A 20,480-nucleotide genomic window follows, 5' to 3' on the forward strand; every position below is an offset into this window, starting at 1 on the left:
TCCCGGCAAGACCCTGGATGATTTCATGAAAATCGCCCAGCACGAGGATGTGGGAGCATTGTTTTCTGTATCGACATCCGTTGGCGGACCCGGTAGCGTCGACCAGGGACAGAAATCCACAGCCATACTCAACCTGACACCTGGCCAATATGTCGTCATCTGCATAGTGCCCGGCGCCGATGACATGCCGCACTACAAGATGGGGATGCTGGCTCCCCTGACAGTCTCTCAGGCGACGCAGGAAGGGAAACCACCGGCGGCTTCCGTAACCGTCGATCTGGTCGATTTCTCCTTCACAAATCTGCCTCGCCAGGTCAAGGCTGGAAAGCATGTCTGGAAGGTCGTGGACACGGGCAAGCAGCTGCACGAGATCATCCTGAACCGCATCGCACCGGGCATGTCGTTTGCGCAGATCGAAAAGATCCTGACGGCTGCACCGCCCGATTCCACCAGCCCCCATGCGGGTCCACCCCCCTTCGTTGGGATGGCAGGAATCGCTCCCTTGAACCCTGGAGAGACGAACTGGGCCGTGCTGGACCTAAAACCGGGCGATTATTTTGCGATCTGCTTCGTGCCAGACATCAAGACAGGCAAGCCCCACTTCGAACTCGGCATGATCATGCCATTCACGGTGAAGCCCGGTAAGGCCTGACCCTGTGTCGGCATCAACGAAAGTGTAGCGATACCGGTCTCTCGTCCATCCCGGCCCGCCGCAACGGGCGAGAGCGGCTGGGATCAGGCGAGCTCTGGTCCAGATCGGTAGCTCTAAGCCAAGCAATCAGGTTTTTGATCTTGTAGGATGGTATTTTAGGTGATAAGATAGTAATAGATTACTTACTACACGGAGCCTAGACTGTGAATGAGCGTCCCCAGCACCTGTCCGCGGAGGAGCGGCGCGCAGCCACAGTGCAAGCCGTGATCGCTTTGGCTGCAGACCAGAACCCTGCCGAGATCACGACCACGGCCATTGCCAATCAAATGGGCTTGACGCAGGGGGCCCTGTTTCGCCACTTCTCTACCAAGGACGCAATTCTGGAAGCGACGATGTCCTGGGTCGGCGAGCGCCTGCTGGTCAGAGTAGATAAGGCGGCTGAAGGCGCCACGTCACCTGCCGCAGCTCTTAGAGCCGTGTTCATGACGCATATCGATTTCGTGGCGGAGCACCCAGGCGTGCCGCGCATACTTTTCGGGGAGCTGCAGCGTTCTGGCGAAACACTGGCCAAGCGGCTGGTACAAACCTTGATCCGTCAGTATCAACAACGCTTGCGCCGTCTGATGGAGGCAGGTAAGACACAGGGCGAGTTGAACGCGGATCTGGACGTGGATGCCGCCGCCGTGTTGTTCATCGGAACAATCCAAGGACTGGTCATGCAGTCACTGCTGGCCGGCAAGGTCAGTCGCATCCGGCGTGACGCTCCAGCAGTGTTTGTCATCTATCTCCGCGGTATCACATCCACCCAGTGAAGACCACTCGACCGCAAACGTTGAACAGCGTTATCTAGCGGAACCCCATCAATGACTACTCCAAACACCCCCACCAAAAGAACCCGCTGGCTCATGATTGCCGTCGTCATACTCGTCGCTGGTGGCGGACTGGCGTTCTGGCTATTGCGCGACCATGGCAAAGAAGACTCGCTGCACCTCTACGGGAATATCGACATTCGCGAGGTACAACTGGCCTTCCGCCAGCCTGGGCGCGTAATGCAGATGGCGTTCGACGAGGGCGATACCGTCAGCGCTGGCACGCGCTTGGCCACACTGGACGCGCAGCCGTATCGGGAGGCACTTGCGGCAGCGCAGGCTCAGGTACAGGTTGCCCAGGCGGAGCTGGCCAAGCTGCGTCGTGGCTTGCGCCCGCAAGAGATCACTCAGGCACGCGAAGCACTCAGACAGGCGCAGGCGCTCGCCACCGAGACCGAACGTAACTTCCAGCGCCAGAGCCGCCTGCTGGCATCAGGCGCCAGTAGCCAGCGCACGGTCGATACCGCACGCCTGGCGCGCGATCAGGCAACCGCTGGCGCGGAAGCAGCCAAGGCAGCTCTGTCGCAGGCATCCGAAGGCTTCCGCAAGGAAGACATCGCGGCGGCCGAGGCCCGCCTGGCGGCCGCGCAGGCGGCAGCCGCGCAAGCTACCACAGCCTTGGCGGACACCGAATTGGTAGCGCCCAGCGACGGCACCGTGATCGCACGCGTGCGTGAGCCGGGCAGCATGGTTGCCAGCCAGAGCACGGTCTACAGCCTGAGTCTGGACAAGCCGGTCTACGTGCGCGCCTATGTGGGTGAGCCGGATCTGGGGCGCATTGCGCCCGGCACAGTGGTGCACGTCAAAAGTGACTCGTCGGACAAGGTCTATCGCGGCCAGATCGGCTTCATCTCGCCGCGCGCCGAATTCACTCCCAAGACGGTGGAGACGACCGACTTGCGCACCGACCTCGTGTACCGGCTGCGTATCGTCATCGACGAAGCCGACAGCGACACAGCGCTGCGCCAGGGCATGCCGGTGACGATCACGGTCGATGCCCAGTCTGGCCCTGCCGCACAGACCGGAAAACGCTGAGATGCCCGCAGATGCCGCCATCGCTGCCACGCCGAACGGCACGGCCTTGAGTGCCGCCGTCGTCATCGAAGGCGTGGACAAACATTTCGGCAAGGTGCAGGCCCTGCGAGGCCTGAGCGCACACATCCACTATGGACGGCTGACGGGCCTGGTCGGCCCGGATGGTGCCGGCAAGACGACACTGATGCGCATCCTGACCGGCCTGCTGGCGCCCAATGCTGGCCGCGTCACCTTGGCCGGCTTCGACGTGATCAAGGACAATGATGCCATCCATATCGCTAGCGGCTACATGCCACAGCGCTTCGGTCTGTACGAGGACCTGTCGGTGATGGAGAACATGCGCCTGTACGCGGAGTTGCGCGGCATGGACGCTGGACGCAATGCCGATCTGTTTGCCGAGCTGCTCGACTTTACGCGGCTTGGGCCATTCACCAAACGTCTCGCCGGCAAGCTCTCGGGCGGCATGAAGCAGAAGCTGGGGCTGGCCTGTGCGCTCATGGCGCGACCCAAAGTACTGCTGCTGGACGAGCCCGGGGTGGGCGTCGATCCGGTCAGCCGCCAGGACCTGTGGCGCATGGTGCAGGCGCTGACCGGTGAGGGCATGGCCGTGGTCTGGTCCACCGCCTACCTCGATGAGGCCGAGCGCTGCGAAAGCGTGCTGCTGCTGAACCACGGGCAGCTCCTGTTCGATGGTCCGCCGCAAGAATTGACCGCGCAGCTTGAAGGCCGAAGTTTCCGTCTGGAAAGTGTAGGGGCCAACCGCCGGGAGGTCCTGACCGAAGCCCTTGATCTGCCCAGCGTCAGTGATGGCGTGATCCAGGGCGCTGGTGTGCGCGTGGTGCTGCGCGCGGGCGCAGATGTGGCACAGGTGCAGGCCTTGGCCGACCGCACGCGGGTAGTGCTGGCGCAGGTGCCGGCGCGCTTCGAAGACGCCTTCATCGACCTGCTCGGCGGAGGCCCTGGCGGCACTTCAACCCTGGCCGAACGGCTGTTGCCGGTCGAGTTGGGTTCGGACATTGCCGTGTCGTGCCGCGATCTCACCAAGCGCTTCGGCGAATTTACGGCCACCGACAAGGTCAGCTTCGAGGTGCGAAAGGGCGAAATCTTCGGCCTGCTCGGCCCCAACGGGGCCGGCAAGTCCACCACCTTCAAGATGCTGTGCGGCCTGCTGAAACCCACTTCGGGCGAAGCGCATGTGGTGGGGCTCGACCTGCGCCGCGCCACCGGTGCGGCCAAGAGCCGCCTGGGCTACATGGCCCAAAAGTTCTCGCTCTACGGCCTGCTGTCGGTGCAGCAAAACCTGGAATTCTCGGCCGGAGTCTACGGGCTGGAAGGCAGCACACGGCGCGAGCGCATCGCCGAGATGATCGAAACCTTCGATCTGGGCGACTGGCTTTCGGCCACGCCCGATTCCCTGCCGCTGGGGCACAAGCAGCGTCTGGCGCTGGCCTGCTCGCTGATGCACCGCCCCACGGTGCTGTTCCTGGACGAGCCGACCTCGGGTGTGGACCCCATCACCCGGCGCGAGTTCTGGACCCACATCAACGGCCTGGCCCGCAAGGGCGTGACCATCATGGTCACCACCCACTTCATGGACGAGGCCGAATACTGCGACCGCGTGGCCATGCTCTCTAGTGCCCGGCTGATTGCCCTGGATACGCCTGATGCGCTCAAACGCTCGACGGCGAGTCTCGAACGACCCGACCCGACCATGGAGGATGCCTTCATCCACTTGGTCGAGTCGGCAGCGCGCGAGATGGAGACTGCCGTATGAACCGCCCCACAAAGCACACGGAGGGGAGTGACCCGATACCGGTCGACTTGCGTCGCTTCGACCTGCGGCGCTTGATGGCCCTGGTCACCAAGGAAAGCCACCAGGCGCTGCGCGACCCTTCGACGCTGCTGATTGCCTTCGTGCTGCCAGTGGTGTTGCTGCTGCTGTTTGCCTATGCGGTGTCGCTGGACGCCAAGAATGTTCGTGTCGGCGTGGTGCTCGAATCCCCCGGCGCGTCGGCTCAGTCGCTGGCCGCTGCGTTTTCGCGCACCCGCTTCCTGCATGTGCAGTTCGCCCATGACCGGCGAGAGGTGGCCGACAAGCTGGTGTCTGGCGACCTGCGCGGCTACGTGGTGATTCCGCAGGATTTCGAACAGCGCCTGGCACAGCGCGGCAGCGAGCCGCTGGTGCAGATCATCACCGACGGCTCCTACCCCAACACCGCCAACTATGTCGAGAACTACGCTCGCGGCGTGGTGCAGACCTGGCGCGCTGGGCTCGACGTGGCGGCCCCCGTGCAGTCCGTCGTGCTGGAGCCGCGCTACTGGTTCAACCCCGAGCTGGAAAGCCGCCGCGCGCTGATCCCTGGTGCCATCGCCATCGTGATGACCATCATCGGCACCATGCTCACCGCTCTGGTGGTGGCGCGCGAATGGGAGCGCGGCACCATGGAGGCCGTGCTGTCCACACCCGCATCGGTAGCCGAGATCCTGATCGGCAAGCTGCTGCCGTACTTCGTGCTCGGCATGCTGTCCACGCTGGTCGCGGCGGCGCTGGCCGTGTTTGTATTCGGCGTGCCGATGCGTGGCTCCCTGCTGGCTCTGCTGCTGCTGTCCGCCGTGTTCATGGTGCCGGCGTTGGGCCAGGGCCTGCTGATTTCCTCACTGGCACGCAACCAGTTCCTGGCGGCGCAGATTGCGCTGTTCACGGGTTTCCTGCCGGCCTTCATGTTGTCGGGCTTTCTGTACGAGATCGACGCCATGCCCGCGCCGATCCGGGCCATCACCCGGGTGGTCCCAGCGCGCTACTTCGTCGATTCGCTCAAAACCGTGTTCCTGGCTGGAGATATCTGGGCGGTGTTCCTGCCCAATCTGGCGGCGATGACCGCGATCGGGGTTCTGTTCTTCACGATCGCCAAGCGCGCCACGCGCAAGAACCTGGAGTGAACCCATGTTGACCTCCGCATTCTCGTTCATCCGTCTGCGCGCCCAGTTCATCAAAGAAGTGCTCAGTGTCCTGCGCGATCCGCGCAGTCGCATGGTGGTATTTGTGCCACCCATCCTGCAACTACTGGTGTTTGCCTTTGCTGCCACACTGGAAGTGCGCAACGTCGATATTGCCGTCTACAACCAGGACGCGGGCCGCTGGTCGCACGAGCTGGTGCAACGGCTGGAAAGTGCCCAGTTCATTACCCATGTGCTTCACATCGACAGCAGGCAGCGATTGCACGAGCTGATCGACCGCGGCGATGTGATTGCGGCGCTGACTATTCCTGTGGATTTCTCGCGCACGATTGCCGCCGGCGACAGTGGCCGTGCGCAGGTGCTGGTCGATGGCCGGCGCAGCAACTCGGGGCAGATCACCGTATCCTACCTGTCGACCATCGCGGCTGATGTTGGCGCCGAAGTGGTGCCCGATGCACAAGCGCCAGCGCCCGTCGTGGTACGCCACTGGTTCAACCCGAATCTGGTCTATCGCTGGTATATCGTGCCCGGCCTGACCGGCATTCTGGCGCTGTTCAGCTCGCTTTTGATCACCTCGCTGTCAATTGCGCGCGAACGTGAACTTGGCACGTTCGACCAGTTGCTGGTCTCCCCCACGTCGACGTCTGAAATTATCGTTTCCAAGTCGCTGCCAGCACTCGCCATCGGCACGCTGCTGGGGCTATTCATGATCGGCGCTGGCGTCTTCCTGTTCGACATCCCGTTCACCGGCTCGTTCGCACTTGTGCTCGCCAGCTTGGTGCTGTTCATTCTGTCAGTGGTTGGTATCGGCCTGGTGATTTCTGCGGTCAGCATGACGCAACAGCAGGCCATCCTCGGCGCGTTCGCCGTGGGGATCCCGGCGGTGCTGATATCCGGTTTCGCCACACCGGTAGAGAACATGCCCGTCGTCCTGCAATGGCTGGCGCAGGCCATCCCGCTGACCCACTTCCTGATCATCGTCGAGGGCAGCTTCCTCAAGGCTATGCCACCCAGCAACATTCTGGCCAGTCTATGGCCGCTGGCGGTCATTGCGCTGGCAACGCTGACCATGGCCACCGTATTCGTTCGAGGACGCCTGCAATGAAACCCAAGATCCCTACTCCGGTACTTCGTGCAGCCGATTCCAGCCTGCTTCCTGGGCGCGCGCGCGCTCTCGCGCTGGCCCTGTCCTGCGTACTGCTGACCGCCTGCGCGGCCGTAGGCCCCGACTACCACGAACCGCCGCCTGTCGACGTCGGCACCGGCTGGACCTTGCCGTTGGCCAGCAAAGCTCAGTCCGCAGACCTGAGCCACTGGTGGTCTGCACTGGACGACCCCGTTCTCGATCGACTGATGGCCACCGCGTTAACTCAGAACCTGGATCTGCGCCAAGCTGCGGCACGCATCGATGAGGCGCGTGCCCTGCGTGATCGTGTGGCCGGTGAGGCATTACCGACCGTTGGCGCCGGCGCGAGCGTCAACCGACGCCGCCAAAGCGAGAACGGCCCCTTGCCCGTCGGCAAGATCCCCGGCCTCGAACCCACGCAGACCATCTATGACGCGGGCTTCGACGCGGCCTGGGAGGTTGATTTATTCGGCGCCAAGCGGCGCGCGCTGGAAGGCGCCAGTGCCCGCCTGCAGGCGACAGAGGCCGAGGCACAGGGTATCCGCATGCGCATCGTGGCCGAGGTTGCGCGCACCTGGTTCACTGCCGTCGGCGCCCACTACGAGCTAAACGCACAACGGGCCACGCTGGACACATTGCAGCAGACCCTGGAACTGGTGCGCCGGCGGCATGCGTTGGGCGACGCGTCGGCTGCCGACGTAGAGGTGGCGTACGCTCAATGGGCAGCAGTCGACGCACTCTTGCCGGATATCGAGGCGCGCCAGCGTGCCGCAGTGCTCAGCTTGGGCGTGCTGCTGGGCGCCCCACCGGAGCGGGAACTCGCCCTGCTGGACGGCCCCTTGGCGCCGAGCACGCTGCGGGCGCTGCCGGTGGGCGAGCGAGCCGATATCCTGCGCCGGCGCCCTGACGTATTGGCTGCTGAACGGCGCCTGGCGGCGAGTTCCGCCGACATTGGCGTAGCCACAGCAGAACTGTTCCCTAAACTCTCTATCAGTGCCAGCGGCGGGTTCCAGGCGCTCAGCACAGGCAATTGGTTTGATGCCTCCAGTTCACGCTTCTCTATCCTGCCGTTGATTTCTTGGCGCTTGTTCGACGGTGGTCGCGTCCGCGCTGAGATTCGGGCACGCAAGGCGGCCGAGCGGGGGGCCGCGCTGGCCTACGAGCAGGCCGTGCTGGCAGCGCTGGGTGATGCTGAACGCGCGCTGGGCGACTACCAAAGCGGGCTGGACACACTGGAACGCCGCGGCGTGGCACTGGATGCTTCGCGCACAAATTACAGCCATGCCAAGGCGCGCTACACGGCAGGCGACATTACGCTGGTCGAACTGCTAGCCGCTCAGCGCAGCATGCACGAGGCCGAAACTGCGGCGGCACGGGCACACACCAATGCCGCCGTGCAATTGGTGGCGCTGTACAAGGCCCTCGGTGGTGGTTGGGACGTACACAAGGACGAGACTGTGTCTTGACCGAGGGGTCCACTTTGGGTAGCATGGTTGCTGCTCCGGGGTGCACGCCAGTGCTGAGATCTACACCCGAGAACTTGAACCGGGTCATTCCGGCGTAAGAAGAGCTTATTTCAGCTGGGCCGTGCATTGCGCCGGTACATGCTGGAACCTTCGGAGTGTATATCCCCTGCTCTCGAAGGAATTCCATGGACCAGGCTGCTTCGCTGGTTGCAGACGTGCTGGCATTCATTGCTATGGATCGCAGCACTGATGACCAGTTCAACACACTCGCCTTGCGGCTGTTTGCCTACCAGTATCAATCGAACACGCCGTTTCGTCGCTTCTGTCAGCGTCGCGGCGCTACACCGCGTAATGTGAAGACTTGGAGCGACATCCCAGCCGTGCCTATCGATGCGTTCAAGGCTACGGAACTACGCAGCGCACCGGCCTCGCCCACTGAGCACGTGTTCATGACCAGCGGCACCACGGGCCGCGCGACGCGCGGGCGTAACTTCCATCCCACGCTCGATGTCTACGACCTGTCGATGACGCGTAACTTCGCACAGCGCTTCATGCGGGGCACGGGGCGCCTTCCCATGGGCATCCTGTTCCCCGACGAGCAGGCTATGCCCAATTCGTCGCTGGCCCACTATCTAGCACTGGCCAAATCCGAATTCGGTACATCCGACAGCCGCTACTTTATGCGCCCCGAAGGCTTAGACATGCAGGGCTTGTGCGCGACGCTGGAGCAGGCCGAGGCCAGCGAACAGCCCTATGCACTGCTGGGCGCCAGCTTCAGCATGGTGCATGTAATGGACGCCCTGCGCGAACAGGGCCGCAGTTTTCACCTTCCGGCCGGGAGCCGTATCCTGGACACAGGCGGCTATAAAGGCCAGTCGCGCGAGCTGCCACCAGAGGATTTCTACACCGATTTGTCGCAACTGCTGGGTGTGCCGCGCAATTGCTGCATCAACATGTACGGCATGACCGAGCTGAGCACGCAGTTCTATGACAACGGCAATGCCACGCTACCTTCGGTCAAGTCAGGGCCGCACTGGATACGTTCGCGCCTCGTCGACCCCCTCACCGGCCGCAACGTGGCGAGTGGAAAACACGGCATCCTCGTGCACTGCGACTTGGCCAACTATGACGCCGTCACCACCATCCTCACCGAGGACGTAGGACTGTGGGCCAACCGCGACGAAACCAGCGGCTTCCTGCTGTTGGGGCGCGCCGAGGGCGCCGCCGCCAAAGGCTGCTCGCTGGCTGTTGAGGAGTTCGTCAAGGCTGCCACCGCATGACAACCGAGCGGATCACGGCCGGCTACCTACCTGGCCTGCGCGAGGAAGAGGTGCAGTGGCATATCCTGCCCTTTGAGAGCAACGGGCTGAGGCTGGAAGTCTCCGTGCCCGTGCTCACCGGCGCGCAGATGCGCGCGCTGACGGCCCATGTACGCCAGGCCGCCGGCCGCCACCTGAAGGCCATGCCAGTGGCCGAGATTATCAATGCTATTGATCGCGCTATCGCCCGTCTGCTCGACCGCAACGATCCCTATCGCCGCCTCGCGGAAACCTGGCTACCCGTAATCAGCGGATATGACACGGATATGGTGCGGCTGGGGTTGACGGGTTTTCTCAAGACCTTCCGCGCTGCGCAGCTGCGCCGCTTCGTGGCCGAGGACTTTGCCAATCCGGCCATACTCGATGGTTTTGAGCCCGCGCCCAAGGGCGGGGCTGTACGCGCCTTCGGGCCCGATCTGCTAGCACATGTATGGGCCGGCAATGTGCCCGCGCTGTCGCTGTGGAGCTTAGTCTGCAGTCTGCTGGTCAAGGCGCCGAGCGTCGGCAAGCTGGCCAGTGCTGAGCCGCTGTTCTCAGGCTGGTTCGCACGACTGCTGGCCGAGGTCCATCCACCGCTGGCCGATTGCTTGGCCATAGTATGGTGGAGTGGCGCAGGTGGCGAGGATGCCGACGCGCTCTACACCGAGGCCGACACTGTTCTGGCCTATGGGAACAACCAGACGCTGGACATCCTGCGTCAGCGCCTGCCCGTAACGACGCGCTTTTTGCCGCACGGGCACAGGCTGGGCTTCGGCATGGTGGGCGCCGCGGCGCTGGACACGCTCAAGGCGCCCGCTGTCGCGCGGCTGGCGGCCTGGGACGTGATGCGCTACGACCAGCAGGGCTGCTACTCGCCCCATACCTTCTATGTGGAGCGCGGCGCGCCTGTGCCGCCGCGCGCCTTTGCGGACTATCTGTCGGCCGAGCTGGCCAACCTGCAGCGGCGCTTTGCGCGCCGTTCACTGGTGTTGGAAGAGCGCGCTGCCATCGCCAAATGGCAGCAGGCCGTGGAATGGTCGGACGAAGAGCAGCAACTGCTGGGTCCTGTGGATGCAGCCTGGGGCGTGGCCTATAGCGACAGCCTACAGCCGCTCGCGCCTACGGCTCTGTACCGCACCATTGCCGTGGTGGGCGTGGATAGCCTCGATGATGCCGTGCCGATGGTCGCTGCGCAGCGCGAGTTCCTGCAGACGGCAGGCATTGCCGCACCGCCCGAAGAGTTGTACCGGTTGGCCGGCCTGCTGGGCGCAGCCGGTGTGACGCGCATCAGCGCCATAGGCTCCATGAGCATGCCTGAGGCCGGCTGGCACCATGACGGGCGCTTCAACCTGCTCGACCTGGTACGTATGGCAGAAATCGAGCAGTCGGCCGAGGCCGCAGCGCAGCCGTTCGCCCCCTACTCGGAATGACTGGGCCGAAGACATGGAGTTCCTCAAGATCGAGCAGGTGTTCTTCACCTACCCAAGCCGCCCGCCTGTGATAAATGGTGTGGACTGGAGTGTGCCGGTTGGCGAGATCCACTGCCTGTTGGGTCGCAGCGGTTGCGGCAAAACCACCCTGCTCAAACTGGTAGCCGGTCTTCTCAAGCCGCAGTCCGGTCGGATCCTGCTGCAGGGCAGCGAACTATTGCATCCTGGTCCGCAGCAGGGTTTCATGTTCCAGTCGCCCACATTGCTCGAGTGGCACACGGCGCTGGCCAATGTGCTGCTGCCCGTGTCGCTCCAGCGCCGGCCTACGCAGCAGGACGAAGCATGCGCACTGCAGCTGCTGGAGCAGCTGGGCCTGGCAGCTCACGCCCAGCACCATCCGGGTCAACTCTCGGGCGGCCAACAAAGCCGCGTGGCGCTGGCGCGCGCGCTGATCCTCGCCCCACCGCTGCTGCTGCTGGACGAGCCCTTCGCCGCGCTGGACGCCATCACACGCGCCGAGTTACAGGACGACCTGCTGCGCACTTGCCGCGAGCGCGGTACTACAGTTCTCTTCGTCACCCATGACATCAACGAGGCAATCTACTTGGGCGACCACATCGCCCTGATGCATGAGGGTCGCATCGTGCATGATTGGACGATCGAATTGACTGCGCCACGCACCCAGGCTATACGCAATGGCCTGGCCTTCAACGATTATTGCACTCATGTGCTGGCCGCCATGGACCGAGGCCACACATGACGCCAACGCCATCCCAGGCCAGGCTCATGGCCGCCGCGCTGTTTTTGGCACTGCTGTGCCTGTGGGAACTGCTGGTACGGCACTGGGGCCTGTCCGCCCTGGTGCTGCCAACTCCTTCGGCCGTGGCAGCGTCGCTATGGTCCGGACTGGTTTCGGGCTATTTCTGGCAGCACATCTGGGCCACGTTGCAAGCGGTGCTGCTTGGGCTTGCGGCCGGCAGCGTGGTTGGCCTGCTGGCGGGCATGGCTCTGGCCGAATCCGAATTGCTGGAACGCGTGCTCAAACCTTACATTGTGGTCAGTCAGGTCGTGCCCAAGCTGGCGCTGGCGCCACTGTTCGTGCTGTGGTTTGGCTTCGGCATGCTTCCCACGGTGCTGATCACCACGCTGATCTGCTTTTTCCCGCTGATGGAAAACACCCTGACCGGCTTGCGCCAGACCGATGCCCAACGGCTACAGCTGTTTCGCATGCTGGGCGCCACCCGAATGCAGACGCTGTTGCGCCTGAAGCTGCCCACGGGTCTCCCCGCCATCCTTGCAGGCCTGCGTGTGGCTTCGGTATTGGCCTTGGTTGGCGCCGTAGTGGCCGAGTTCATAAGCGCCAGCCGCGGCCTGGGCGCCGTGGTCATCACGGCCCAAGGAACGATGGACACCCCCCTTATGTTCTCCGCCCTGGTGCTGATCGCCGCCATGGGTCTGCTGCTGTACCAATCCTGCCTGCTGCTGGAGCGATGGCTCCTGCGCGCCTATGCATTCTCTTCCCACACACCTTGATCACAACCACTGCCATGCACATACCAAACCAACCTCCGTACCTCTCTCGTCGCAGTCTGCTAGGCGCCACGGCGGGCCTTGTCGGCCTGGCGCTGGCCAGCCACGTCAGGGCCGCTCCCGCCCAGGGTAAGATCCGCCTGGCAGGCTGGAGCAAGCCTATCAGCGAAATTACCAACATCCTGGCTGAGCCCGACAAAGGGTTCTTCAAGGCCCAGGGTGTGGAGCTGGCCTACCTGCCGGGCACAGGCGGCGGCGACGCCATTCGCAACATGCTCAGTGGCCAGGCCGACGTGGCTTTCACCGATCCCGGGTCGTTTTTCATGGCGCTGGACAAAGGCGAGAAGCTGATCGCCATCTACGACATATACCCGCAGAACGTGTTCAACGTGGTCTCGCTCAAGTCAAAGGGCATCCATAAGCCGGCCGACTTGAAAGGCAAGAAGATCGGCGTCTACAGCCTGTCCAGCGGCACGCGCCAGAATCTGCTGATGATGCTGCACCAGGTGGGTCTCAAGGAATCGGACGTGAACATCGTGGTCACTGGCCTGCTCAACTTCGCGCCGCTGATACAGGGCCAGATCGACGCCACGGCCGCGACCGACACCGGCCTGGCCGTCGGCCGTCGCAAGGGCCTGGGTGAGGTTGATGTGATGCAGGTACGCGACTACCTGAACATCCCCAGCGACATGTTTGTGGTGCGCGAGGACACGCTGCACAAAACCAAGAGCCTGCTGCGTTCCTTCCTCAAGGGTTACCGCGACAGCGCCGCCTGGATGATCGCTAACCCCGAAGAAGCCGCCATTCTGGCCGGCAAGTATGCGATCGACGGGACACAGCGCGACATCAACCTCGACGTAATTCGCCTGCGCAACGCATCAGCGCAGCCGACGCAGGCCGGCAAACCGCTGGGTAGCTTTGACCTCCCAGCCCTGCAAAAGGGAGCGGATACTTACCGGGCGCTGGGTATGGTGCAAAAGCAAATCAAGATATCGGATGTAGTCGATACCACGCTGATCCCCAGGGCCTGACATGGGGCAACCATCTTCATTGGGCTTGCGCGGCAAGGTGGTACTGGTCACGGGCGCCGGCCGGGGCATAGGCGCAGCCATTGCCATGGCCTTTGCGCGTGAAGGGGCGACGGTGGCCGTGAACTACCTGTCCAACACTGCAGCTGCCACGCAGACGGTGGCGGCCTGCCAGATGGCAGGCAAAGAAGCAGGCGGCGACGCCTGGGCCGTCCAGGCCGACGTGGGCTCGCGCAGCGCAGTGCAGGCCATGGCCGACTCCATTGCCCGCGAGATGGGTGCCATCGACATCGTGGTCAACAACGCCTTCAGGCCCTATCCCTTTGATCCCGAGAGGCGCAGCCGCTTCGACGATCTGGACTGGAGCGACTATCAGGCCCAATTCGACGGTACCGTAGGCTCGGCCTTCAACGTCTGCCGCGCGATCCTGCCACGGATGCGCCAGCGCACACAGGGTAGCATTGTCAACATCGCCAGCAATCTGGTGGAGTGCCCGGTCGTGCCCTACCACGACTACACCACAGCCAAGGCCTCGCTGGTGGCCTTCAGCCGCAACCTGGCCAGCGAGCTGGGCCCCGTAGGCATACGCGTCAACTGCGTGGCTCCTGGCCTGGTCTACCCAACCCAGGGTACCCTGGCTACGCGCGAATCCTTCCGCGAATCGCTGATGGCGGCCACACCGATGCGGCGCCTGGCACGACCCGAGGACGTGGCCGGGCCGGTGTTGTTCCTTGCCTCTGATCTGAGCGGCTTCATGACGGGCCAGGTGCTGTTTGTGGACGGCGGCTTGGTGATGCGGTAATGCAGAATTTTAAGGCCAGTTATTGCATTGGCCCACCAGACGGGAAATCACTCCCACTCGATCGTTGCGGGCGGCTTGCTTGACACGTCGTACGTCACCCGATTGATCCCTCGCACTTCGTTGATGATGCGCGACGACACCCTCTTCAGCAATGAATATGGCAGCTCTGCCCAGTCCGCCGTCATGAAGTCTGTGGTCTGTACGGCGCGCAGCGCCACCACATAGTCGTAAGTCCGCCCATCGCCCATCACGCCCACCGACTTCACCGGCAGGAATACAGCAAATGCCTGCGAGGTCAGGTCGTACCATGACTTTCCTGACTGGGGATCTACAGTGCCGCGCAGTTCCTGGATGAAGATATCATCCGCTCGCCGCAACAGATCGGCGTATTCCTGCTTCACTTCACCCAGGATACGCACGCCCAGTCCAGGTCCCGGGAACGGGTGACGGAACACCATGGCGGGCGGCAGACCCAGCGCCAGGCCAAGCTGACGGACCTCGTCCTTGAATAGCTCGCGCAGCGGCTCCAGCAGCTTGAGGTTCAGCGTGTCAGGCAGCCCCCCGACATTATGATGGGATTTGATGGCGACCGCCTTGCCGGTCTTCGAGGCAGCTGATTCGATGACGTCTGGGTAGATCGTGCCCTGTGCCAACCAACGGGCAGATTTGAGCTTGGCCGACTCCGCCTGGAAGACTTCAATAAACTCCCGGCCGATGATCTTGCGCTTGGCCTCAGGGTCGGACACACCCGCCAACTGGCCCATGAACTGTGCGCTGGCATCCACGTGGATGACACGAATGCCCAGATTGGCCGACATGGTCTGCATGACCTGCTCAGCCTCGTTCAGGCGCAGCAGGCCGTGATCGACGAACACGCAAGTCAGTTGATCGCCGATGGCCTTATGAATCAGAGCCGCAGCGACGGATGAATCCACGCCGCCCGACAACCCGAGAATGACCTCGTCGGAACCCACCTGCTCACGAATGCGCGCCACGGCCTCCGTCACGTAGTCGGGCATGTTCCAGTCACCCTCGCAACCGCAGATTTCCGTCACGAAGCGCTGCAGGATGGCCTGACCCTGAACGGTGTGGGTCACCTCGGGGTGGAACTGCAAGGCATAGAAGCCGCGCGTCTCATCCGCCATTCCGGCAAATTCGCAAGTCGGCGTCGATGCCATGCGTTTGAAGCCTGGCGGCAGGGACGTGACTCGGTCACCATGACTCATCCAGACCTTGAGCATCCCATGGCCGTCGGGAGTCTGGAAGTCTTGAATACCGTCCAGCAAACGGGTGTGACCGTGTGCCCGGACCTCAGCGTAGCCGAACTCACGGTGATCGGAGAACTCGACCCGACCGCCCAGTTGCTGCGCCATGGACTGCATGCCGTAGCAGATACCCAGTACGGGCACACCAATCTGGAAGACCGCAGCCGGAACCTTTGGTGATTCATCGGCATAGGCGGACGCGTGACTGCCCGACAGAATGATGCCTTTTACTCCCTCCTGGGCACGGATGAAGTCATCACTCACGTCCCCCGGGTGGATCTCGCAATACACCCCGGTGTCGCGCACGCGGCGGGCGATGAGCTGGGTGACCTGAGAACCGTAGTCCAGGATCAGAATGCGTTCATGCATGATGGGTCAAAGGTGGGATTGGCCTGACAAGGCGTAATGGTAACCCATGGGGTACCGCTCGGATCAACCGGAGAACGCTCATCGGCGCCAAACCAACCTTCCCTGCTCCGGTGACCAGGGATATATTGTCTTCTTGATGGAGCGACTACGAGCGAGGTGCCGACCCCCTATGGAACGAAGCGAAACCGAGCAAAGGCTGTATGCGCAAATTGCCGCGACACGGGAGGATCAAGAATTCATCGCGGCAATTCGTGGGTTGGACAATGCCCTGGATCTCGGCATCACCGAGGACGGGGACCCAGGCGGGATCCACGCCATTGAAGTTCTGACTGGCGCTCCGGGCTCGGAACGTCTGATCATCAGCGCCCCTGCGATTGTGTGGGAAAACGTGATGTCCGCTTGCCCGCCAGTCGGACAGCACTCACTGACTGCCGCATTACGGTCTGGTGCCGTGAAGATCACCGGCGAGGCATTGCACATCGCACAATCACTGCATGCGCTGGAACGGCTGTTCGAAATCCTGCGCGGGCAACGAGACGAAGGCGTGGATGAACCGTCGCTCCAGTCCATTTCCGGCCACTATGCGGTGCTCACGATGCCGGACGGGGAGCGCATTCAAGTCTTCACAGAGGAATCCGGAAAGCGCGATGGTCCGGTCCTGTTGATGCTGCACACCGCAGGTGCAGATGCACGCCAGTACCACGCTCTGATGGCGAATGAGTCTCTGCAAAGCGACTGGCGCCTGGTCGCATTCGACATGCCGGGGCATGGACGCAGCATGCCGCGCCAGGGTCACGCCTGGCGGCCCCACGTGCTGACCAAGGCCGACTACCTCGGCATCTGCCAGGCGTTCATCACCCAGTACTTACGTCGGAAGATCGTCATTCTGGGGTGTTCCATGGGAGCCGCCATGGCGCTGAAGCTTGCCAAAGAGTTTCCAGAGGAAGTATTGGCAGCTGTCGCGCTTGAGGCGCCCTGGAAGGCAAAGGGTCGCCGATCGCCAATGCTGTGCCACGCCCAGGTCAATCAGGTCGCCCACAACGCCGCCTATGTCAGAGGGCTCATGAGTCCCATCAGCCCCCTCGCCCTTCGCAGGAGGGCCGCCTGGATATATGGACAAGGCGGCTTCGACATCTACGGCGGCGACCTCATTTTCTACAGTGATGACTTCGACGCAGAAGCGGATCTTGTCGGCTTGAGCGGCGAAAACAGAATCATCACACTGTTGACGGGTGCCTACGACTACTCTGCATCGCCGACGGACAGTGGCAAGGTTTCCGCTGTGATTCCTGGTTCCAGGCTCATCGTCATGCAGGACTTGGGGCACTTCCCCATGGTGGAGAATCCATCACGGCTGCTCGATTACCTGCTTCCCGAACTCGACCTGATCAGAAGGATGGTGTCATCCAATGCCCATTGACGATCTTCCATGCTATGAGGTGTTCGCAGTCCGCTACGCGTGGGTGGACAAACAGCGAGGCACCAATTTCGTGACCTGTGATCATTACGACCGCAGCATGCCCATGGATTATTTCGTGTGGCTCATACGAAACGGCGAAAAGCTGATTTTGGTCGATACGGGCTTCAATGAAGCGGCTGCGCATCAGCGCAAACGCAATTTCCTGAGATCACCGATAGACGGCCTTGCCTTGCTAGGCGTACGGCCCGAGCAAGTGACCGAAGTGATCCTGACACATCTGCACTACGACCACGCGGGTAACATCGACCTTTTGCCAAATGCCAGATTGCATGTCCAGGAAAAGGAAATGCAATATGCAACCGGCAAATACATGAAGTACCACGCGCTGTGTCACGCGTACACCGTCGAGGATGTGATCGATGTCCTGAAGGGGGTCTATGACGACCGTGTCGCCTTCCATGACGGCGATGACACGCTGTATCCAGGGGTCGAACTACTGCTCATTGGTGGACATACGATGGGCCTGCAAGCGGTTCGCGTTCATACCAGACGCGGCTGGGTAGTGCTCGCATCGGACGCCAGTCACTACTACGAGAACATGGACCAACAGTCGCCCTTTCCGATAGTTTTCAACGTCGGGGACATGCTGGCCGGCTATGAGAAGCTCCGGCGGGCGGCCGAGTCGACGGCGCACATCGTGCCGGGTCACGACCCCGAGGTCATGAAGCGCTACCCTGCCTGGGGAGCCCAGGATCAGGGCATTGTGGCGCTGCACGAAAACCCTCTTCCAGCAAGCCCAGAAAAAACCCACACACCATAAAAAGTGCAGCTTATGCCTCTACTGAGCGCGGCACGGATGCGGACTCAAGTTCAGCATGAGTGAGGGTTTCCACAAGCTTGGCGATGGCCGTGTGATCCTGGCCCGGCCCCAGGACGGCCGCCGCGGAAGCCCACATCTCTCTGCACAGCGAAGAGAATGGTGCCGGCGTATGCTTGTTTTGGGCAATGCCCAGCGCAATGGTCAGGTCCTTGACCATGAGATCCAGGCCAAACCCCGAGTCAAAGGTCCTGGACAGGACAAACTGCTTGCATTTTTTCTGGGTGGAGTTGTTCGATCCGGACGAGACGTTGAGCACGTCGACCATCACTCCCGGGTCCAGCCCGAAGCGAGCGCCGATCATGAGCGCTTCCACAGCGACCAGGAAGCCCCCCGCCGATACGAGATTGTTCAGGGCCTTCATGGCATGCCCGGATCCCACCTCGCCAGTGTGTAGAACGCGGCTGCCCATGGCAGACAGCACCGGCCGAACGGCCTCGACCTGGGCATCGGTTCCGCCAACCATGATGGCAAGGTCACCAGTCCTGGCACGGGAAACACCGCCCGAAACGGGAGCATCCAGAAGGGCCGATCCTGCACCAGCAACCACCTTCGCCAAATCCTGAGTCTGATCGGGGACTCCCGAAGTCATGTCCAGGAACCAGGTACCCGGCCGGGCTGCTGCCAGGACGCCACTCTTTCCAAGCAGCACTTCCTTGACGATGGCGCTGGTGGGCAGCATGGTGATGATCAGGTCGCACCGCACTCCCAGATCAGTACCATGGTCAACAGCCTGAGCCGTGCCGCCCAACGCCTCTGCCAGCGAGGCTGCCGCAGAAGGGTCAGCGTCCATCAACACGAGATCAAAACCGGCGTGATGCAGACAACTCGCCATGGGTGTACCCATGTGGCCGACACCGATAAAGCCTATTTTCTTGATAGAAGTGGACATGGCATCAACTCTTGGAGCCCTCGAATGCGCCGGACTCTTCCAGGACCTGGTTCGCCGCCTTGAAGGCGTCAAGACCCGCTGGAATCCCGCAATAGATGGTTGCCTGCAAGAGGATCCCCTTTATCTCGTCGACCGTGACACCGTTGGTCAGCGCCCCCTTCACATGGAGGCGAAGTTCGTTGGAACGGCCAAGCGCGGTCAACATCGCGATATTGATGATGCTTCTCGTCTTTCGATCCAGGGACGGATTCCCCCATCCATAGCCCCAGCACCACTCAGTCGTAATATGCTGGAAGCCCATCATGAAATCGTTCGTCTTCGAGAGTGACCCGTCGACGTACTCGGCACCCAGCACTTCACGGCGTATTTTCAGCCCCTTGTCGAAGAGGGCCTTGAGTTCATTCGTTTCAGACTCTTGCATGACTTTCTCCTAATAAAGAACAACGAAAACATTCAATACCGTTACGTGGCTAAATCCCGAGATACGCGGTACGGACCCGGGAGTCCTTGAGGAGATCTTCGGATGCTCCCTGCAATACAATCATTCCCGACTGGAGCACGAACGCTCGGTCGGCAACCGACAAGGCAAGCTGCGTATTCTGTTCGATGAGCAAAATTGTCTGACCAGTGCGATGAATATCGGCCAGTGTCGAATGCAGTTCTTCGACTATTCGAGGCGCCAGGCCATGACTGGGTTCGTCCAGCATCAGTAGTTTCGGGGCTAGCACAAGCGCACGACCCAGTGCAACCATCTGCTGTTCACCCCCCGACAACGTCCCGGCATATTGGCGCCGACGCTCCTGAAGCCGAGGAAAAAGTGTGTAGATCCTATTCAGACGAGACTGGGTCTCTCTAGAGCCCAGCGCCTTATGAGTGGCATACATCCCCAGGAGAAGATTCTCTTGGACCGTCATCTTGGGGAACACGTGTCGGCCCTCGGGGACATGTGCAATCCCGAGTTGGGCCATCCGGTCCGCTGGTGCCCCGAGAATCTCCTGTCCATTGAAAACGATCTGACCACTGACGTTCTTCAATAATCCGGAAATCGCTCTAAGCAAAGTGCTCTTCCCCGCAGTGTTTGCCCCAATGACGGCAACGAAGCTTCCTTCGGGAACGTCAAGCGAAACACCGTGCAGCACGGGCGCGGAGCCATACCCAGCGACGAGATTCCTCACTGACAACAGGCTCATGTGGCGCCCCCTGAGGTCGCCAGGGTGGACCCAAGGTATGCCTCCACGACCATCGGATCGTCTGCTACCTCTCGAGGGGTCCCTTCGGCGATCTTTCGGCCGAAATTCAGCGCAACGATTCTGCTGCAACGCGTCATGATTGCGCGCATGTGATGCTCGATGATGATGAATGTGATGCCTTCGCGCTGTTGCAGCGACTGAACCAGATTCAGCACATCGTCCATTTCCTGATTGTTGAGAGCAGCCATGACCTCGTCCAGCAAAAGGAGTTTG

General features: G+C 61.9%; 19 protein-coding genes, 1 pseudogene and 1 riboswitch. Of the genes and pseudogenes, 15 read left to right on the forward strand and 5 right to left on the reverse strand.

What is annotated here, in order from left to right:
• From EPN31_RS04940 to EPN31_RS05000, 13 genes are all read left to right on the forward strand, one after another.
• Positions 1-652: hypothetical protein (locus EPN31_RS04940; protein WP_291770368.1), on the forward strand; the 652-nt coding region annotated here is incomplete at its 5' end.
• 203 nt (positions 653-855) lie between these two features.
• Positions 856-1,464, forward strand: coding sequence for a TetR/AcrR family transcriptional regulator (locus EPN31_RS04945; protein WP_291770370.1), 609 nt, complete (start codon positions 856-858; stop codon positions 1,462-1,464).
• Between the two features lie 51 nt (positions 1,465-1,515).
• On the forward strand, positions 1,516-2,556 hold the full coding sequence (hlyD, locus tag EPN31_RS04950; protein ID WP_291770373.1) for a secretion protein HlyD: 1,041 nt from the start codon (positions 1,516-1,518) through the stop codon (positions 2,554-2,556).
• A gap of 1 nt (position 2,557) precedes the next feature.
• The gene (locus EPN31_RS04955; RefSeq protein WP_291770376.1) at positions 2,558-4,330 is read left to right on the forward strand and encodes an ATP-binding cassette domain-containing protein; all 1,773 of its coding nucleotides are present in this window, start codon (positions 2,558-2,560) and stop codon (positions 4,328-4,330) included.
• Positions 4,327-5,496, forward strand: coding sequence for an ABC transporter permease (locus EPN31_RS04960; RefSeq protein ID WP_291770379.1), 1,170 nt, complete (start codon positions 4,327-4,329; stop codon positions 5,494-5,496). The genes EPN31_RS04955 and EPN31_RS04960 overlap by 4 nt, the downstream gene beginning before the upstream one ends.
• A gap of 4 nt (positions 5,497-5,500) precedes the next feature.
• Positions 5,501-6,619, forward strand: a complete 1,119-nt coding sequence (locus tag EPN31_RS04965) for an ABC transporter permease (RefSeq protein ID WP_291770382.1) — start codon at positions 5,501-5,503, stop codon at positions 6,617-6,619.
• Positions 6,616-8,106 (forward strand): efflux transporter outer membrane subunit, encoded by a 1,491-nt coding sequence (locus EPN31_RS04970; RefSeq protein ID WP_291770385.1) that lies wholly within the window; start codon positions 6,616-6,618, stop codon positions 8,104-8,106. Before EPN31_RS04965 ends, EPN31_RS04970 begins: the two co-directional genes overlap by 4 nt.
• 26 nt (positions 8,107-8,132) lie before the next feature.
• Positions 8,133-8,224, forward strand: a riboswitch (TPP riboswitch).
• Between the two features lie 67 nt (positions 8,225-8,291).
• Positions 8,292-9,386, forward strand: a complete 1,095-nt coding sequence (locus EPN31_RS04975; protein WP_291770388.1) for a long-chain fatty acid--CoA ligase — start codon at positions 8,292-8,294, stop codon at positions 9,384-9,386.
• Positions 9,383-10,834, forward strand: coding sequence for an acyl-CoA reductase (locus EPN31_RS04980; RefSeq protein WP_291770391.1), 1,452 nt, complete (start codon positions 9,383-9,385; stop codon positions 10,832-10,834). The genes EPN31_RS04975 and EPN31_RS04980 overlap by 4 nt, the downstream gene beginning before the upstream one ends.
• Before the next feature lie 13 nt (positions 10,835-10,847).
• On the forward strand, positions 10,848-11,594 hold the full coding sequence (locus EPN31_RS04985; RefSeq protein ID WP_291770394.1) for an ABC transporter ATP-binding protein: 747 nt from the start codon (positions 10,848-10,850) through the stop codon (positions 11,592-11,594).
• Positions 11,591-12,367 carry an ABC transporter permease gene (locus EPN31_RS04990; RefSeq protein WP_291770397.1) on the forward strand — a complete coding sequence of 259 codons (777 nt, stop codon included), beginning with the start codon at positions 11,591-11,593 and terminating at the stop codon, positions 12,365-12,367. The genes EPN31_RS04985 and EPN31_RS04990 overlap by 4 nt, the downstream gene beginning before the upstream one ends.
• 14 nt (positions 12,368-12,381) lie before the next feature.
• The gene (locus EPN31_RS04995) at positions 12,382-13,395 is read left to right on the forward strand and encodes an ABC transporter substrate-binding protein (RefSeq protein WP_291770400.1); all 1,014 of its coding nucleotides are present in this window, start codon (positions 12,382-12,384) and stop codon (positions 13,393-13,395) included.
• Position 13,396: 1 nt separating this feature from the next.
• Positions 13,397-14,194: an SDR family oxidoreductase gene (locus EPN31_RS05000; protein ID WP_291770404.1), complete on the forward strand. Its 798-nt coding sequence runs from the start codon at positions 13,397-13,399 to the stop codon at positions 14,192-14,194.
• 47 nt (positions 14,195-14,241) lie between these two features.
• On the opposite strand, the gene guaA is transcribed toward EPN31_RS05000, so the two are convergent.
• Positions 14,242-15,828, reverse strand: coding sequence for a glutamine-hydrolyzing GMP synthase (gene guaA / locus EPN31_RS05005; protein WP_291770407.1), 1,587 nt, complete (start codon positions 15,826-15,828; stop codon positions 14,242-14,244).
• Positions 15,829-15,997: 169 nt separating this feature from the next.
• Here guaA and EPN31_RS05010 point away from each other — a divergent pair, with 169 nt between their 5' ends.
• Positions 15,998-17,248, forward strand: a complete 1,251-nt coding sequence (locus EPN31_RS05010) for an alpha/beta hydrolase (RefSeq protein WP_291770410.1) — start codon at positions 15,998-16,000, stop codon at positions 17,246-17,248.
• Positions 17,238-18,068 (forward strand): N-acyl homoserine lactonase family protein, encoded by an 831-nt coding sequence (locus EPN31_RS05015; RefSeq protein WP_291770412.1) that lies wholly within the window; start codon positions 17,238-17,240, stop codon positions 18,066-18,068. Before EPN31_RS05010 ends, EPN31_RS05015 begins: the two co-directional genes overlap by 11 nt.
• A 10-nt stretch (positions 18,069-18,078) precedes the next feature.
• Here EPN31_RS05015 and EPN31_RS05020 read toward each other — a convergent pair whose 3' ends face one another.
• The 4 genes and pseudogenes from EPN31_RS05020 to EPN31_RS05035 form a co-directional block, all read right to left on the reverse strand.
• Positions 18,079-19,017 carry an NAD(P)-dependent oxidoreductase gene (locus EPN31_RS05020; RefSeq protein ID WP_291770415.1) on the reverse strand — a complete coding sequence of 313 codons (939 nt, stop codon included), beginning with the start codon at positions 19,015-19,017 and terminating at the stop codon, positions 18,079-18,081.
• 4 nt (positions 19,018-19,021) lie between these two features.
• The gene (locus tag EPN31_RS05025) at positions 19,022-19,438 is read right to left on the reverse strand and encodes a carboxymuconolactone decarboxylase family protein (protein WP_291770418.1); all 417 of its coding nucleotides are present in this window, start codon (positions 19,436-19,438) and stop codon (positions 19,022-19,024) included.
• Between the two features lie 49 nt (positions 19,439-19,487).
• Complete coding sequence (locus tag EPN31_RS05030; RefSeq protein WP_291770421.1) at positions 19,488-20,207, reverse strand: ABC transporter ATP-binding protein; 720 nt, start codon at positions 20,205-20,207, stop codon at positions 19,488-19,490.
• A pseudogene (locus EPN31_RS05035) lies at positions 20,204-20,480 on the reverse strand (ABC transporter ATP-binding protein); the annotation flags it as partial. The pseudogene EPN31_RS05035 and the gene EPN31_RS05030, both read right to left, overlap by 4 nt.

The organism is Castellaniella sp., from assembly GCF_004321985.1.
Classification (GTDB): Bacteria; Pseudomonadota; Gammaproteobacteria; order Burkholderiales; family Burkholderiaceae_B; genus Castellaniella.

What these genes read in the sequence shown, in the direction of transcription:
- hlyD (WP_291770373.1), top strand. Translation starts at nt 1,516, where the DNA reads ATGACTACTCCAAACACCCCCACCAAAAGAACCCGCTGGCTCATGATT.
- EPN31_RS04955 (WP_291770376.1), top strand. Translation starts at nt 2,558, where the DNA reads ATGCCCGCAGATGCCGCCATCGCTGCCACGCCGAACGGCACGGCCTTG.
- EPN31_RS04960 (WP_291770379.1), top strand. Translation starts at nt 4,327, where the DNA reads ATGAACCGCCCCACAAAGCACACGGAGGGGAGTGACCCGATACCGGTC.
- EPN31_RS04965 (WP_291770382.1), top strand. Translation starts at nt 5,501, where the DNA reads ATGTTGACCTCCGCATTCTCGTTCATCCGTCTGCGCGCCCAGTTCATC.
- EPN31_RS04970 (WP_291770385.1), top strand. Translation starts at nt 6,616, where the DNA reads ATGAAACCCAAGATCCCTACTCCGGTACTTCGTGCAGCCGATTCCAGC.
- EPN31_RS04975 (WP_291770388.1), top strand. Translation starts at nt 8,292, where the DNA reads ATGGACCAGGCTGCTTCGCTGGTTGCAGACGTGCTGGCATTCATTGCT.
- EPN31_RS04980 (WP_291770391.1), top strand. Translation starts at nt 9,383, where the DNA reads ATGACAACCGAGCGGATCACGGCCGGCTACCTACCTGGCCTGCGCGAG.
- EPN31_RS04985 (WP_291770394.1), top strand. Translation starts at nt 10,848, where the DNA reads ATGGAGTTCCTCAAGATCGAGCAGGTGTTCTTCACCTACCCAAGCCGC.
- EPN31_RS04990 (WP_291770397.1), top strand. Translation starts at nt 11,591, where the DNA reads ATGACGCCAACGCCATCCCAGGCCAGGCTCATGGCCGCCGCGCTGTTT.
- EPN31_RS04995 (WP_291770400.1), top strand. Translation starts at nt 12,382, where the DNA reads ATGCACATACCAAACCAACCTCCGTACCTCTCTCGTCGCAGTCTGCTA.
- EPN31_RS05000 (WP_291770404.1), top strand. Translation starts at nt 13,397, where the DNA reads ATGGGGCAACCATCTTCATTGGGCTTGCGCGGCAAGGTGGTACTGGTC.
- guaA (WP_291770407.1), bottom strand. Translation starts at nt 15,828, where the DNA reads ATGCATGAACGCATTCTGATCCTGGACTACGGTTCTCAGGTCACCCAG.
- EPN31_RS05010 (WP_291770410.1), top strand. Translation starts at nt 15,998, where the DNA reads ATGGAACGAAGCGAAACCGAGCAAAGGCTGTATGCGCAAATTGCCGCG.
- EPN31_RS05015 (WP_291770412.1), top strand. Translation starts at nt 17,238, where the DNA reads ATGCCCATTGACGATCTTCCATGCTATGAGGTGTTCGCAGTCCGCTAC.
- EPN31_RS05020 (WP_291770415.1), bottom strand. Translation starts at nt 19,017, where the DNA reads ATGTCCACTTCTATCAAGAAAATAGGCTTTATCGGTGTCGGCCACATG.
- EPN31_RS05025 (WP_291770418.1), bottom strand. Translation starts at nt 19,438, where the DNA reads ATGCAAGAGTCTGAAACGAATGAACTCAAGGCCCTCTTCGACAAGGGG.
- EPN31_RS05030 (WP_291770421.1), bottom strand. Translation starts at nt 20,207, where the DNA reads ATGAGCCTGTTGTCAGTGAGGAATCTCGTCGCTGGGTATGGCTCCGCG.